This window comes from Hyphomicrobium sp. 01T421 (assembly GCF_056398805.1).
The window spans coordinates 419167-434140 of record NZ_JBFTQC010000001.1; the positions used below are offsets into that span (position 1 = coordinate 419167).

A 14974-nucleotide genomic window follows, 5' to 3' on the forward strand; every position below is an offset into this window, starting at 1 on the left:
GGAGACGCTCATGCCAGTCGATAAGACACAGGTGCTTGCCGCCCTGCGTCGGGTCAAAGGTCCAGACCTCGAAAGCAACATCGTTGATCTTGGTCTCGTGTCCGAGATCTTCATCAAGGACGACCATCCCTATTTTTCGATCACGATTCCAGCGAGCCGCGCCGAAGAGCTTGAACAGCTGCGCCTCGCCGCCGAGAAAGTCGTGGCCGATATCGCGGGCGTGGCCGGAGTGACGGCGGTGCTGACCGCCGAAGCCCAAGGCGGACAATCGCGACAAGCCCCGCCGCCACCACGAGCGCCGGCTGGCGGGATCAAAGCAATGTCGGGCCCACGTCCCGAGCATCCGCGTGTGCAAGAGGCACGCGCCAAGGGCGCGACCGGCGATGCGGCAGGTCCGCGCCAAGCGGCGGCCGGAGCGAACCCCGCCGCGAAAACGCAAGCCATTCCCGGCGTCAAGCACGTCATCGCAGTCGCCTCCGGCAAAGGCGGCGTCGGCAAATCGACGGTCGCAGTCAATCTTGCGCTCGGTCTCCAGGCGATCGGAATGAAAGTCGGCATTGTCGACGCCGACATTTATGGACCATCACAGCCGCGGTTGCTCGGCATCACCGGCAAACCGACGGTCAGCAACGGCAAGGTCATCAAGCCTCTTGAAGGCTGGGGCCTGAAAGTCATGTCGATGGGATTTCTCGTCGACGAAGGAACGCCCGTCGTCTGGCGCGGTCCGATGGTCGTGTCGGCACTGGGACAGATGCTGCGCGATACCGATTGGGCTGGCACGACGGGCGATCTCGACGTCCTGGTCATCGACATGCCGCCGGGAACGGGCGACGTGCAATTGACGATCTCGCAGAGCGTTCCGCTTTCCGGCGCCGTGATCGTATCGACGCCGCAAGACCTCGCACTGATCGACGCCCGCAAAGGCATCGCGATGTTCAAGCGCGTCGAGGTCCCGATCCTCGGCATCATCGAGAACATGAGCTATTTCCTTTGCCCGAAATGCGGCGAGCGCTCGGACGTGTTCGGCCACGGTGGCGCGCGAGACGAAGCGGCGAAGTTCGGCGTGCCGTTCCTCGGCGAGGTCCCGCTGCATATGGATATCCGCGAGACGTCGGATAGCGGCAAGCCCGTGACGGTCGCCGCACCCGATAGCGTGCACGCTGGAATTTTCCGCGAATTGGCGGCACGCACATGGACGGAGGTCGAACGCGCCAAGGGAACGCTGACGCCACCGCCGTTGCTCGAACTCATCGACGGCGGAAAAACGCTGAAGGCGTCATTCCCGGACGGACGCACGTTCGAGCTGCCGGCTGAATTCCTCCGCGTCGTCAGTCCTTCCGCCGAAGTCCAGGGACACTCCCCGTCGCAGCGCATCACCGTGCCGAGGAAGAAGAACGTCAAGATCAAAGGCATGACGCCCGTCGGCAACTACGCGACGCGCCTCGCCTTCGACGACGGCCATAACACCGGCCTTTATACGTGGGGTTATCTGCACCTCATCGGCCGCGAGAAGGACCAGCGCTGGGGCGAGTATCTCGAAGAACTCGCCGCCAAGGGCCTGACGCGGGAATAGTCTTGCGCGCACGGCGGCCGGCTCCCACAGGGAGTCGCCGTGCGCGAAAAAAAACAGCCGCCCGCGCAATCAGAAAACTAACCCCGCTCTTCCGGAACGATCGGGAACTCGAGCTTTTCTCCAGCACGCAGGACCGTGAGGATCGCCTTCTGACCGATGCGGCCGGCATCGAGGACGCGCGCAACGTCGTCGACACCGGCAATGGCGACGCCGTCGACCGCGATCAGAATATCGCCAGCCATCAGTCCCGCAGTCTCCGCCGGACCATTGTTCTGCACGCTGCGAATGCCGATGGCGCCCGCTTGGGTGAGGCCAAGCGCGTGTCGGATGCGCTGCGGCAGCACAACATGTTCGGCAACGATGCCCATCACGCCACGCCGCACCCGGCCATGGCTTAGAATCTGCGTCAGCACATATTCAGCCGTGTTCGATGCGACAGCGAAGCAGAGCCCTTGCGCACCCATGATGGTCGCGGTGTTGATGCCGATGACGTGACCGGACGAATTGACGAGGGGACCACCGGAGTTTCCGGGGTTGAGCGCAGCGTCCGTCTGGATGACATCGTCGATGAGGCGACCGTTCTCGGCGCGCAACGACCGTCCGACCGCGCTGATGATGCCGGCCGTCACCGTCGACTGGAAGCCGAGCGGATTGCCGATTGCGATGGCGATCTGCCCAGGGCGAAGCTTCTTGGAATCGGCCAGCCGCGCAAACTTCAGCCGCTCAGTCGTCTCCGCGCGCAACACGGCGATATCGGTATCGGGATCGCGCCCGACAAGGCGCGCGCCGAACCGTTGGCCGTCGCCTTGCGCAAGCGTGATCGATTGTGCGCCGTCGATGACGTGATTGTTGGTCAGTACGAGACCGTCCGGCGAAACGATGACGCCGCTGCCCGAGCCTTGCCCCGTACGTCCGCCGCGTGAGCTGCGAACCTGGACATGCACGACGGCCGGAGACACCGTGTCGACGACATCGACGACGGCGTTGCTGTAGGCATCCATGAGCGCGACGTCATCGCGCTGAACGCCGTTGTGGCGAGCGCTGTCGCGTTCAATACCCGTATCGTCGAGAACCCGAAAAAAGCTGTGTTCCATGATGCACCCGAGGAATTGAAGTCGCGAACAAATGGCGACGAGCCTCACGTCCATCAAGTCCCGCACGGCACTGCGGCGCATTCCAGGCATGCGTCATCGTTCGGTCAAATCTACCGAACGATGATGATCCGCTGGCTGACGTCTATTCCGCCGCTTCGCGCTGAAGGAAGTCGTACGCTTCGGCCGCGTTCGCGAAGACGTGCGTATCGAGCCCGCGCCGTCTCAGTGCTTCCAGCAGTTTCTGCCGGGTGAGCGCGCTTGTGGCATAGCGGGCGGAGCGGCCATAGTGGTGCTTTGTAACGTACGCGACCATATCGGCGTATTCGTCGTAGAGATCCTCGGCGATCCGGCAGCTGGCCTGATTGATAACGACATTGACGCGGCCGCCGATTGCCTCGCAGGCTTCAACGATCACCTTCTTCAAGTCCGCGATATCGGCCTTCTTGCGGACGCTCCAGCCTTCGAGATTGAGGTTCAGGATCTTCTGCTCGGAGTCGAAGCTGACGCGGTCCTTGAGGTTCTTGTTCAGGAGATCGGCAAGCAGATCCATCGGCTGATCGAGGAAAAGACGCGGGTTCATCGTCACCGGCGAATGGATGTGCGGCTTGAACGCCATATGCGCAAGGATATCCCGATCGATATCGATGCCGGGCGCCACTTCGATCAGTTCGAGGCCGTGATCGGTCAGCTGGAAGACGCAACGCTCCGTGACGTAGATCACGGGCTGTGCATTCTGCGCGGCGTACTGGCCCGAGAACGTCACCTGCTCGACCTGCTTCACGAACTTCTTCGCGCGTCCTTCCTTGACGATACGCAGCTTGCCGTCCTCGATCGCAACTTGAAGGCCGCCAGCGGTGAACGTCCCCGCGAAAACGACCGCGCGTGCGTTCTGCGAGATGTCGATAAACCCGCCGCAACCGTTGAGCTTGCCGCCGAACTTGCTCGTGTTGACATTGCCGAGGCTGTCGCATTCCGCCATGCCGAGGCAAGTGAGATCGAGGCCGCCGCCGTGATAGAAATCGAACATCTGGTTCTGATCGAGGATCGAATGCGCATTGGCCGATGAGCCGAAGCTCGAACCGCCCGCCAGCACGCCGCCGACCGCGCCGGCTTCTGTCGTCATGACGAGGTAGGGCGTTACCTTCTCTTCGTTGGCGACGTTCGCGACGCCGTCCGGCGCCCCGACGCCGAGATTGATGACGCCGTTCGGCGGCAGCTCGAACGAGGCGCGGCGCGCGATGATCTTGCGTTCGTCGAGCGCCATCGTCGGCAGGCCGTCGACGGTGACGCGCACTTCGCCTGCAAGACCCGGGTCATACATGACGCCGTAGTTCATGCGATGCATCTCAGGCGGATCGGCAACAACGATGCAATCGACCAGAATGCCCGGAACCTTCACGTCTTTCGGCTTGATCGAGCCCTCGGCGACGATGCGCTCGACCTGGGCGATGACGATGCCGCCGTTGTTGTGTGCGGCCATGGCCTGCGCCAGCACGTCGAGCGTCAGCGCTTCCCTTTCCATGCTGAGATTGCCTTGCGGATCGGCGCTCGTCGCACGGATGAGAGCGACGTTGATCGGCGTCGCCTTATAGAACAGCCACTCCTTGCCATCGACCTCGACGAGCTTGACGAGATCCTCTTTGGTCCGCGTGTTCACTTTGCCGCCGCCGAGGCGCGGATCGACATAGGTATGAAGGCCCACGCGAGTGAAAAGACCTGGGCTGCCGGATGCGCAGCTGCGATAGAGTTTGGAAATGACGCCCTGGGGAAGGTTGTAACCCTGGATTTTGTCTTCCTGGGCAGCCTGCGCAACCTTAGGCATGCGCCCGAAGTTCGCGGCGATGACACGCTTCAACAGGCCTTCGTGATGGAGCCGGCCGGTGCCGAGCCCTTTGCTGTCGCCGGCGCCTGCGCACATGATCAACGTGAGATCGCGCGGCGCTCCTGTCTCGACGAAGCGCTTCTCGAGGGCTGCGTGCAGCGCTTCCGGAATGCAGCTCTGGACAAAACCCGTTGTCGTAACCACGGCGCCTTCGCCAATGAGGGCGATAGCTTCGTCAGCCGAAATGACCTTATTGGTAGACATGCGATGCGTTTCCCCGAGTCACAGTCCAGGCTTCGATGAGACTTCGAGCGGTCTCTGTAGAGGCCATGCTGTTGTTTTGTTTTATGTCGGACACCGGATTGTCGGCCGGACCGCCATTCGCGCATAGCTTAGCTCGAATGGGCATGCACCACTCAAGGGGGTAATAGGTCCCTATCCGAGGGGTGGCGAGGGGCTTATGCCGCACCTTTCCGCAATTGAGACCTGCGTAAGCCGCACGCCGGAAAGGCTGGCCGGGGAGCGTTAGGATGCTAGACACCCGCGATGACCGAACAGATCCGACGCAACTTCATCCCCCTGATCGTGGCCACGGCTCTCTTCATGGAGAACCTGGACGCGACGGTGCTTGCGACCTCGCTACCGGCGATCGCTAAGGATCTGAACGCCAATCCGATTCACCTTAAGCTCGCCCTAACGACTTATCTCCTGGCGCTTGCCGTTTTCATCCCCGCGTCGGGCTGGATGGCGGATCGCTTCGGCGCCAAGAACATCTTTCGCGCTGCGATGGTGGTGTTCGCGGCCGGCTCCATTGCATGCGGGCTTTCGACGGATCTCGGCACGCTCGTCGCAGCCCGCATCCTTCAGGGTATTGGCGGAGCAATGATGACCCCGGTCGGCCGCCTGATCGTACTGCGTACGATCCCGAGGTCGGACATGATCAACGCCATCGCCTGGTTAACCGTACCGGCACTTGTCGGACCGGTTCTCGGGCCCCCGCTCGGCGGCTTCATCACGACGTACTTCAATTGGCGCTGGATTTTCTGGATCAACATCCCGGTCGCGCTTCTCGGGCTCGTGCTGATCACCCGTTTCATTCCGGACGTGCGCGAGAAAACATCGAACACCTTCGACTTGCGCGGCTTCCTTCTGATAGGCCCAGGCCTGTCGATGTTTTTGACCGGCATCACGCTGATGGGGCTCGGCATCGTCGGGCCGGAGACGGTGTTCCTGATCACGGCTGCCGGTGCGGCACTGCTCGGTGCTTACGCCTGGCACGCCTTCCGTGTGCCCATGCCCATCATCGATTTCCGCTTGCTTGCGATCCCGACATATCGAGCGAGCGTCCTCGGCGGCTTCCTTTTCCGCACGGGTCTCGGAGCTGGTCCCTTCCTGCTACCGCTGCTGTTCCAATCGGGCTTCGGCATGACGGCGTTCCAGTCGGGGATGATGACGTTCGCAACCGGCATCGGCGCCATCTTTATGAAGACCCAGGCAGCCACGATCATCAAGCGCTACGGTTTCAGGCGCGTGCTGATGGTGAATGCCATCGTCGCGAGCTTGTTTACGGCTTTCCCGGCGATGTTTTCGCTCACGACCTCGCCGGTGCTGATCATCGCCCTGTTTCTAATGGGAGGGCTATCGCGCTCGCTTCAGTTCACGAGCGTCAACACGCTGGCTTATGCGGACATACCGCCGGAGCGATTGAGCAATGCGACGAGCTTCGCAGTTGTCTGTCAGGAGCTGTCCGGCTCGGTCGGCGTCACGATCGCGGCGATGGGGCTAGAAGGTATGCAGCGCGTTGCCGGAGGCAGCGCCATCGACGCGGCGCATTTCCCGCCAGTCTTCATCTTGATCGCGCTCGTCTCGGCGTCGTCGATCCTGTTCTTCAGGAAGCTATCGCCATCGGCCGGCGCTTCGATGTTGCCGACGGAAGCGCTGAAGGCAGCGGAGCCAGCCAAGGAAGTCGCTCGCCTCAGCGAGGGCCACGTCGGGTAATATTGCTAGGCTGGTGGGCCGACAGTTTTTCCTGCCGGGCCATTGTCGGGATCACTCACTCGAAGCACGTCAAATGTGCAGCCCCACCACTGTAATGGAAAAAGCCAGTGGATTTTCTTTAAAACCACCCGATATTTTCCAACTGATGTCGCGATGAATAATTGGCTTGCTGGCGTAACATATCCGGCGGTGTCGGCCCGTTCTTGTTCTGTCGCAACAGCGAAATGACACCCACCCTCGGTCACTCCCGAGACGGCAATTAGAATTCGCCCCCCCACAAAGGATTTGGAGGTTTCGATATTGATCTTCACATCGGTCTCGCCGCCTAGATTCTTGATGCATTGTGGCTGAGGTATCGGCGGCATTGGAGCGCGATCCTTAATTTCTGCGCGGCCCGCTTGGCAGGTATCAGCTCGTATTTGCGAAATCTCAAGTTGGTGATGAAGCTCAAGCAGAGTTCCGGAGGGGTCGAGGACCTTGGCGACCTTTTGGTCGTTGGTCCCTGGGGCGAGGGACCATCGAAGCATGTCGGGTGGCGACATTAGAAATATCGTCGCCAGTGAGAAACATGCGCCAAAGCCGACGCAAAAAAGCGTTACACGCTCCCACCAATTATGAAAAATTGCTCCCATAATAATCCTCTCGGAAAAGCCGAGACGATAATCTCGATAGGGGCGCTTGCTAGGTCAGGGGCCGCGCTCCAAAGAAAATAGTGGTGGATTAAAGCCTGAAAACCGCGATCGGAGAACTCCGATCGCGGCCACTATCGCTGGTATTGAAGAGAGCGAAGCGGTTTAAGCCGCTTTCTTCGCTTGAGCCTTCTGGCGCTGAACCTTACGCGGTGCTCTGGGCACGACGCGAAGGGCAGGCACGGTCAGGTCGGACAGTGTCCGCTCCCGCCGGATGACAGCCTCGCGCGCGCCGAACGCCTCGGCGAGTGCGAGCAAAGCCGATGACGGCTTCAGTCCCGTACAACCGCGTGCGTCGACGGCGGCAAAGCCGCTCCGCGAGCAAGCCTGCAAAGACAGGTGCCCGGAGCCCAAGACCGCGACACCCGATACGCCGCCGCCGGCGACGCGATCGAGGTGGAGGCTCTTGAGCTTGAGGCCCAAGCTCTCGACGGCACGCTTTGTCGCACGCTCGGCCGACTTGACGTCGTCGAGGCGCTTGGCGCCGTGGAGATCGATAAAGATCGTAGTCCCTGCACTATTTACGCTTTGTTCGGTAGACGGACTCGTCGAGTCTTCTACTTCCGTGTTGAACGCAGCGCGCGAAAAATCTTCCTCTTGGGCGGTGCTTGAACGAGTCAAGTCCATCCCCAATTGGAAGAGGGTGTCATTAAAGGCCATGTGACCCTCCCCAACCAGCAGATAGGTTTGACTCGCCCGCTCCTTACCTCATTGGTTCTGGAAAACCTCGACCATGTTGGCAGGTGGACAGACGAGAGAGGGTGCATATGAGGCCAACGCCCCCCCTACGCAAGATCTTTTTGCCCCCTACGCGGATTTTTTTTCGCGCTGGTGTTCCATCAACTTAACCGAAGATAAAACAACACGCCGATCGAGCAGTCAAAGCGCGACAATCGAGCAGTTTATTGGTCCTCTTTGCCGAGGAACTTGTTCAGCAGATCTTTCGCTTTTTTCTTGTTGGTCGCGGCTGAGCTCGTCGGATCCTCGTCGGCCTTTTTGCCGAAGAGCTGATCGACGATCTCGTTGGGGTTCTTGCCTTTGAACTTTTTGCCGATCTGCTTGATCGTCTCGACGGTCTTATCCTGATCCGACAGCACGGCTTTGAAATCGGGTCGGTAGGAAGGGTTGTCCCAGGAGCCAGTGATGTGGACCGGAATTTCGATTCCTGATGCCTCGGCGTTGCCTTTCTGGGGCTCCGCCGAAGCGATGAGCTTCGGCCTGATCGTATAGTCGACAGTCCGCTCCGGCATGCGGACGGTGCCCGTGCCGGTCACCCTCAACATCAGGCTGATGAGCTGCAGATCCTGGTTCTGCGCAACGCCGTTGGTAATCGTGAACGAGGCGCCGAGCGCGGTGAAGTCGGTCTTTTCCGACGGTGACGTTTTGAGCGCACCGAGGTTGCCTTGCGTCAGCCCGTGTATGGCGCCGGGCAGATTGAAGCCGACGACGGCGCCGTCCGCAAATTGGAAACCGGCTGTTCCGTTGAGGCTTTCGATCAACTGCAGTTGGTTCGCGCCGTTCGCCGAGAGCTGCAGGGCGACATTAGCGTTGCCCGAAACCCAGCCGAAATTTGCAGCATCCTTGAGGAACGGCAACGCCGAAACGTTGTCGAGCTTGAAGTTGGCGGCAACGTTCGCGTTTCCTCCCGATCCGTTGACGGCGAGGACGCCGCTGCCATGCCCCTTGTAAAGCGCGACATCGTTGAATTTCGCCTGCATGGCGAGGTCTTTGACTGCAACGTCGACGGACGACTTGCCGATCGACATGTTCTTGAAATGAAGCTTCTCGACGCTTACGCGGGCGTTGCCGTCGGCGACGCCGAGGAGCGTCAGGTTCAGCGGCTCGCTCGACCATCCCTCGCGCTGCGCGAAGCCATAAACTTTCGAGCCCTCTAACAATTTTTGGATCTGATCCGGTGTCGCCGGTGTCGGCTGCTTCGGCGCAACCGGCGGCTCTGGCGTTGACGGCGTCGGCGGAGCTGCAGGAACGGCTTCGCCGTTGGCCGTCGGCGCACTAGACTCCCGGCCAATGACCGCGCCAGTCAGGTACTTGTTGAGATCCAGTTCCGAGACGGCGAGATCGGCCTCTACCAACGGCCGGACACCGCCGGTCGTCACCTTGATCTGGCCCTTGGCATCCGCGCCGTCCAAACTGAATGCCGCATCCGTAAACACCGTCACGTTGAGGGCTGTCTTCAGCGTTCCCTGGATCGACATCGGTCCGAAGCCGCTGACGGGCGGCAGCTGAGTGCCGAACCAGGTGGCAAGCTCGCGCGCCGAATTCGATTGCGCGGAAACCTTGCCGTCGAGGATAGCCCCTTCCTTGATGAGGAAGCCGCCGTCGAATGTCGCCGCGATCAACGAATTCCGGGCATTGAAGGAGAGTCGCGTCGGCTTCTCGGCTGCGATCGCGCGGACGTCGGCGACTTTGCCGTCGAAGTCGAGCCGCTGTTCGCGCCAGACGAGATTGCCGTTCGCGACGAGCGGGCTTTGGAGAGAGGGCAGCCCGAGCGTGACGTTGACTTGCGACACTACCGAAATTTTCCCCGTTCGATCGTCGGTGAAGCGGAACGTCCCATTCTCCACACTGACGTTTTCGATTTTCAAATCGGTCGCATCGGGTCCGGAGCCGCCGGTTTCCGCCATCGCAATCTCTATCGGAGCAGTGTCGCGCTGCGTTCCGCGCATCTGCAACTCGGCGAGCCGCGTTGGAGCGGAGCGGGCCGCGAACTTCCAGTTTCGGCGGCCCTCTTTATCGATGCGGAGGTCAAGAACAGGGCTCTTGAGCGTCACCGCGGTAATCTTCGGCTGGCGCTCCAAAAGCGTCATCGGATCGAGGCTCGCTTCGAGCGCTTGAGCATTCAGGAACGCGCCCTCCATTCCGGGCGGGCCCGAGAGCGACACGTCTTTCAACGAGAGGGCCAGTACCGGGAAAAATTTGAAAGACGCTGGCCCGGCGATGATGAGATCGCGGCCGGTCCGCGCCTTCACCTCTTCGGCCATCTTCTGCCGGATCAGGTCGCTCGGCGGATTGAGAAGAAGGTAGCCGATGCCCGCACCAAGCACCGCGATGACGAAAAACAGCGCGTAGAAGATGCCCGTCCAGAGGCCGCCCCGTCGTGCGGGCGGCCTCCGGCGCCCACCCCCACCGCCCGGCGGCGGAGGCGTGCGGCGCGGACCCGAGCCGAGAGGCGCGCGCTCGAAGCTCGGCCGTATCGTCGGCAGCGGAGGGGGCGCGGGAGTGTAGGGCATGCAGTCCTCTTAGGGCGGCGATCGAGCCGCGTAATGCGGGCGGAAATATCGCTGCGAATTATGTCACTTACGGGCCGCTCACCCCTGCGGCGCAAGGTCTAAGCGCACCGAACGCCCGCTGTTCTGTGGGTGAACGAGTCTGTCGATGGGGCAGGCGTCTCTCTCACATTTTCAAGTCGCCTCCTGACGTCTGGATGCTTTTGGCGCTCGGGAGACGAATCGCTTATGAGTTGCATAATTAAAACACGATATCGCCAAGGTTGCGCCGCATCCATCATTCAGGATCGACCAATGCCAGAATTGTCTTTCTCGTCTCGACTATCGCGCACTTGCCTTCGGGCAGGTGCGCTTTTTCTCCTGGCACTTCCGCCAATTGCAGCCCTCGCCGTGACGGCCCCGGAGAATGGCCAACCGGCGATCATCTCAGGCGCAGGCCGAGTGATTGACGGCGACACGCTCGACGTCGGGCAGACGCGCATTCGTCTCGAAGGCATCGACGCACCGGAGTTGACGCAGACATGTCAAACGGCGACCGGAGCGACGTGGGAATGCGGAAAGGCTGCCGCGGCGATGCTGCGGAAGTTGGTCGAACATAAAGAGATTGCCTGCGACCGCACCGGCACCGATCGCTATCACCGGACCCTCGCGACGTGCTTCGTGGATGGCATCGACATCGAAGAGGCGATGGTACGCGCCGGGCTCGCCTGGGCCTTCGTCAAATATTCGACCACCTACGTCGGCATCGAAGCTGAAGCGCGCCAGGAAAAGATCGGCGTTTGGCAAGGACTGGCGCAAGCGCCTTGGGATTTCCGCCGTAACGAATGGCAGGTCGCCGAAGTCGCCGCTCCGAAAGGTTGCGCGATCAAAGGCAACGTTTCGTCCCGCGGCCATATCTATCACATGCCTTGGGGTACCTGGTACGACAAGGTCCGGATGGACGGAGGACACGGCAAGCGCTGGTTCTGCTCTGAGGAAGAAGCAACCGCGGCCGGCTGGCGGCCCGCATCCGCCAACTAGGTGGCGCATGACGATGCGACCGGGCTCTGCGTGAGAATGTAACCGGTCTTCGGCTCGAGCCAGCCGCGATAATGCGCCAAGAGCCCGACGACCGGCAGTCCGATTGCAACGTCGAAATGAAAGCGGCCATCGTCGCCCACGAATTCGCGTGTCTTGGATGTCGGCGCAAGCACGAGCGGAAGTCTGATTCCGCCAATGCGCCAGCCGGCAACGGGCATCCGAACCTCAACGCTGTCGGCGTCAATCGCCATCAGGATCTCGATCGGCCCAAAACGTTCTGAAACGACGTTCTTACCCTTGTATGCAAGCCGAGACGCAAAGCGCTGGCCACCGAAATTCCGTTGCCAGATTTCTTCGCCGCCGGCGCGATCAACTGTAACCGTCACGTCGACACCGCGCGCCGGAGACGGCAAGCCGACGATCGCCCTCAGTAAACGTCCCGCGATCGAGTTCGAAGCGTCGATGTCGGCTTTGCCGGACCAGACCGGCGGCGCAGTCTGATCGTGAAAAGCTCTAAGTGCGCTGGGCAATCGCCGGTAGGCGTCTTCCCCGCACGCCAACGCGAGAAGGCAGGTGTCGCCTCCACTTTGTATGGTGCGCGTCGTCGTGAGCGACGGTCGCGTCATCTCGGCTTCGATTGCAGCGAGCGGCAGCGCCGCAATCCCCGCACCGGCATCGCCCTCGCCTCGGAGAAGCGCTCGCGTCAACGCGACGGCCGGAAGAACTGGAACGTCGGGACCTGCCCCTCTCTCAGCATGAAGAAACCAGCGAGCGCAAATCTGGCGGCCGTTCGCGTCGATCCCGGCGCACGTGATTGTCATGCCGCCGCGATCGCTCGCAAAGAGGCGCGTTACCCGCCGGGCCTTCCCAAGAAGAGGCGCCAAGGTTTCCGGCCGTGAAATCACCCCGCACCGTCTCAGCTGCGCGAGCGCGACAAGCCCGAAATGTTCGATGCGGGATTCAAGTCCCGCGCTGAACGACACGCGCGACGCGACGTTGAAGCTGCGCTGCATCAGGGTTGCGTCCGCCGTCTCGACCGGCGACAGGTAGCGAGTTCCGAGCCCCGCGATCTTTGCGCGGGTGACGCTGCCCCACCCGGATATCTCTCTTTCTCCACCCTCTTCGTAGACCGTGATCTTCGCGCCGGCGTACGAGAGAATTGCGCGAATGACGGCTTCGCCGACGTCACCGGCGCCGCCAGGCAAAATCGCGATGTCGACGCTGTCGACGCGCTGCCACCCGTTAGTCACGTCCGTGACGACAGCCATCGACAAGGCGGGTGTCGAACTTGCGCCCGCACGCGCGACGACGCCCTTCTTCTGGGCCGCCGCGTCAAGCGCAGAGCTGAAACCAAGAAGGTAGTCGCGAGCATCGGCGAGATCGATCCAATGCGCGCCGAACCCAATCGCTGCGCGTGCAAGATCATAGCTGGCTGACTGGAAGGGTCCCGAAGCGTCGATGACGAGCCACGGAGATAGAGACCCGAGCCGCGCGACGCTCGACGCATCGTCCCGGTCAAAAGAAAAGGGGGTGATGTGCTCACCCCCTTCTAGTGTCTTCGCAAAGTCTCGAGCTCGCTCGTCATTGCGCGATGTCAGCGTGAGCGCGACATCCGGAATGGTGGCGAGGCGCCGTGCAAGCCGCCGTCCGAAGAAGCCAGTCGCTCCTATCAGCACGATCCGGCGAAGCACGGCCGCCCCTCGAGTTAGTCCGGATACCGGCGTGGTGGCGGGGGCGGTCCACCGTCACGCGCCAGAAGCGGCGTGATGCGCCGGACAGCAACGCGACGGTTGAGCCGTTCGGGAGCCTGAGTCGGCACCTTCAGGTATTGCTCGCCATAGCCTTGCGTGACCAGGTTTTCGAAGGGCACATTGAACTGCTCGGACAACACCTCCGCAACGGACTCGGCGCGTCGGTCCGACAGCGAGAGATTATCTTCCTCCGATCCGACGGCATCGGTGTAGCCTTCGATCATGAAGACCTCGTTGGGATTGCGGTCGATGACGCGGCTCATCCCACGCGCGATACGTTCGAGCTTGCGGTATTGGCTCGGATCGACGTCCCACGAGCCGAACTCGAAGGTGATGTCGTCGAGATCGATACGGCGCATGCGGTCGCGAAGGCCGGCGGTCGCCCGAATCTCATCGAGCGAGTAGCGGTCGTCGTAGTCGTCGACCGGCGGCGCGCTGAGGGCTTCATACACGTCGTCATCGTTCGCACGTCCGTAGTCGACGATATACTTGTCGCGCGGAATTCTGACGCGCGGCGGCGGCACATCGAGGATGGAATTCAGGATCGCCGCTCCGGCCACGACGCCGATGCCGATCCCGACGCCCGTCGCGACGCCTTTGCCAAAACCATTTCCGTGGCGGCGGCGGTTGTCGATGATGATGACATCGCGTCCATCCGGCCCGCGGCGATACCGCCGGAGCAACTGACCATTCGAGTCGGTCTCCGAATAGACCCGGTAGCCGCCAGGCCGATCGATGATCGAGACATTCGAGCCGCCTTGTCCCTTCTCGAAGCGGGCGTTCGGTGCCACGCGCCGCAAACGCTCGGTCTCATCGTGCTGGATGACCATGCGATTGTTCTCTTTGAAGATCCGGCGTTTGCCCGGCTCTTCGATGACAACGCCTTTGCCGCCGTCGATCTTCACCTCTTTGCGCTCGCCGCGCATGGTGTCGAAGCGGCGCTTTGCGTCATCGGCAGAAAGCGCCTTGCGCGGCTGACCGAAGTTCTGCTGGCCGTTCGGATTGTCGACGACAGGCCGATTGTTGGGCTGATTGGCTCCCGGATTTTGTCCCTGATTGGGATTTTGATCCCGTCCGCCAAACTGCTTCTGCTGGTCCCGCTGGTGTTTGTCTTTGTCCTTGCCGGGGCCGCCGAACTGGTTGTCGAAGTTTTGCGGCTTGCCGTTGGGAAACTGCTGCTGTTGCTGCTGCTGCGTGTTGTTCACGACAGGCGGCTTCTGCGGGTTCATCGGCTGCGGTTTGACGAACGCGTTGGGATTGCCGTTAGGCTGGTCGCCGCCGCCAAACTGCTTGCTCGGCCCGTTCGACGACGGTTCCTTTTTTCCGAACGCCCGGTCTGGCTTCTGCTGCTTCTGTTGCCACTGCTGGCCCTGGTCGCGGTCTTGCTGACCTTGCTTCTGTTGCTTCTGTTGCCACTGCTGGCCCTGCTGGCCGCGGTCTTGCTGGCCTTGCTGCTGCTTCTGCTGCTGGCCACGGTCTTGCTGACCTTGCTGTTGCTGACGGCGATCCTCCCCGCCGCGATCCTTTCCGAGGCGCTTTGATTTGTCTTCCTTGCCCTGTTTCTCGCCGTTGTTTCCCGGCTGTTGATCGTCGGCTCGAACGAGCGTCGGCGTTGCGGCCACCGCTACCAGGAGCGAAGCGCCAGCCAAGATCGCTTGTCGGGTAGATTTCATGTTGTTCCCTCGGATTATTGCCGCGTCCCCGTATGACGCCGCGAATCGATTTAGCTTCGACGTTCTTCTTAGTTGGAAATCCGGCAATTGCCGTGGTTCACCAAGG

Annotated in this window: 9 protein-coding genes and 2 pseudogenes; 4 read left to right on the top strand and 7 right to left on the bottom strand. The window is 61.4% G+C overall.

All coding sequences use genetic code 11. The features are described 5' to 3' along the window. Window positions 1-10: 10 nt before the first annotated feature. Window positions 11-1237: pseudogene (locus tag AC1DK3_RS01995) on the top strand (Mrp/NBP35 family ATP-binding protein); the annotation flags it as partial. Between the two features lie 27 nt (window positions 1238-1264). Beyond that, window positions 1265-1573: pseudogene (locus AC1DK3_RS02000) on the top strand (gamma-butyrobetaine hydroxylase family protein); the annotation flags it as partial. Between the two features lie 77 nt (window positions 1574-1650). Here the strand turns inward: AC1DK3_RS02000 and AC1DK3_RS02005 are convergent. Continuing rightward, on the bottom strand, window positions 1651-2667 hold the full coding sequence (locus AC1DK3_RS02005) for a S1C family serine protease (RefSeq protein WP_477190622.1): 1017 nt from the start codon (window positions 2665-2667) through the stop codon (window positions 1651-1653). A 142-nt stretch (window positions 2668-2809) separates the two neighbouring features. Then, the gene (locus tag AC1DK3_RS02010; protein WP_477190623.1) at window positions 2810-4753 is read right to left on the bottom strand and encodes an acyl CoA:acetate/3-ketoacid CoA transferase; all 1944 of its coding nucleotides are present in this window, start codon (window positions 4751-4753) and stop codon (window positions 2810-2812) included. Between the two features lie 282 nt (window positions 4754-5035). Between AC1DK3_RS02010 and AC1DK3_RS02015 the strand changes: the two genes are divergently transcribed. Beyond that, the gene (locus tag AC1DK3_RS02015; protein WP_477190624.1) at window positions 5036-6487 is read left to right on the top strand and encodes an MFS transporter; all 1452 of its coding nucleotides are present in this window, start codon (window positions 5036-5038) and stop codon (window positions 6485-6487) included. A 5-nt stretch (window positions 6488-6492) separates the two neighbouring features. Here AC1DK3_RS02015 and AC1DK3_RS02020 read toward each other — a convergent pair whose 3' ends face one another. The 3 genes from AC1DK3_RS02020 to AC1DK3_RS02030 all read right to left on the bottom strand — a co-directional run bounded on the left by AC1DK3_RS02020 (window position 6493) and on the right by AC1DK3_RS02030 (window position 10427). After that, window positions 6493-7119, bottom strand: a complete 627-nt coding sequence (locus tag AC1DK3_RS02020) for a hypothetical protein (RefSeq protein WP_477190625.1) — start codon at window positions 7117-7119, stop codon at window positions 6493-6495. A 162-nt stretch (window positions 7120-7281) separates the two neighbouring features. Continuing rightward, window positions 7282-7836, bottom strand: coding sequence for an S-adenosylmethionine decarboxylase family protein (locus AC1DK3_RS02025; protein ID WP_477190626.1), 555 nt, complete (start codon window positions 7834-7836; stop codon window positions 7282-7284). A 242-nt stretch (window positions 7837-8078) separates the two neighbouring features. After that, on the bottom strand, window positions 8079-10427 hold the full coding sequence (locus AC1DK3_RS02030) for an AsmA family protein (RefSeq protein WP_477190627.1): 2349 nt from the start codon (window positions 10425-10427) through the stop codon (window positions 8079-8081). A 291-nt stretch (window positions 10428-10718) separates the two neighbouring features. Here AC1DK3_RS02030 and AC1DK3_RS02035 point away from each other — a divergent pair, with 291 nt between their 5' ends. Further along, window positions 10719-11444 (top strand): thermonuclease family protein, encoded by a 726-nt coding sequence (locus AC1DK3_RS02035; protein WP_477190628.1) that lies wholly within the window; start codon window positions 10719-10721, stop codon window positions 11442-11444. Here the strand turns inward: AC1DK3_RS02035 and AC1DK3_RS02040 are convergent. Both AC1DK3_RS02040 and AC1DK3_RS02045 read right to left on the bottom strand, forming a co-directional pair. After that, window positions 11441-13135 carry an SDR family oxidoreductase gene (locus AC1DK3_RS02040; RefSeq protein WP_477190629.1) on the bottom strand — a complete coding sequence of 565 codons (1695 nt, stop codon included), beginning with the start codon at window positions 13133-13135 and terminating at the stop codon, window positions 11441-11443. The two genes, AC1DK3_RS02035 and AC1DK3_RS02040, sit on opposite strands and share 4 nt — an antisense overlap. A gap of 14 nt (window positions 13136-13149) precedes the next feature. Beyond that, a complete protein-coding gene (locus AC1DK3_RS02045; RefSeq protein ID WP_477190630.1) occupies window positions 13150-14868 on the bottom strand; it encodes an OmpA family protein in 1719 nt (572 codons plus the stop codon). Window positions 14869-14974 lie beyond the last annotated feature (106 nt).

What these genes read in the sequence shown, in the direction of transcription:
- AC1DK3_RS02025 (WP_477190626.1), bottom strand. Translation starts at nt 7,836, where the DNA reads ATGGCCTTTAATGACACCCTCTTCCAATTGGGGATGGACTTGACTCGT.
- AC1DK3_RS02020 (WP_477190625.1), bottom strand. Translation starts at nt 7,119, where the DNA reads ATGGGAGCAATTTTTCATAATTGGTGGGAGCGTGTAACGCTTTTTTGC.
- AC1DK3_RS02010 (WP_477190623.1), bottom strand. Translation starts at nt 4,753, where the DNA reads ATGTCTACCAATAAGGTCATTTCGGCTGACGAAGCTATCGCCCTCATT.
- AC1DK3_RS02005 (WP_477190622.1), bottom strand. Translation starts at nt 2,667, where the DNA reads ATGGAACACAGCTTTTTTCGGGTTCTCGACGATACGGGTATTGAACGC.
- AC1DK3_RS02030 (WP_477190627.1), bottom strand. Translation starts at nt 10,427, where the DNA reads ATGCCCTACACTCCCGCGCCCCCTCCGCTGCCGACGATACGGCCGAGC.
- AC1DK3_RS02015 (WP_477190624.1), top strand. Translation starts at nt 5,036, where the DNA reads ATGACCGAACAGATCCGACGCAACTTCATCCCCCTGATCGTGGCCACG.
- AC1DK3_RS02045 (WP_477190630.1), bottom strand. Translation starts at nt 14,868, where the DNA reads ATGAAATCTACCCGACAAGCGATCTTGGCTGGCGCTTCGCTCCTGGTA.
- AC1DK3_RS02035 (WP_477190628.1), top strand. Translation starts at nt 10,719, where the DNA reads ATGCCAGAATTGTCTTTCTCGTCTCGACTATCGCGCACTTGCCTTCGG.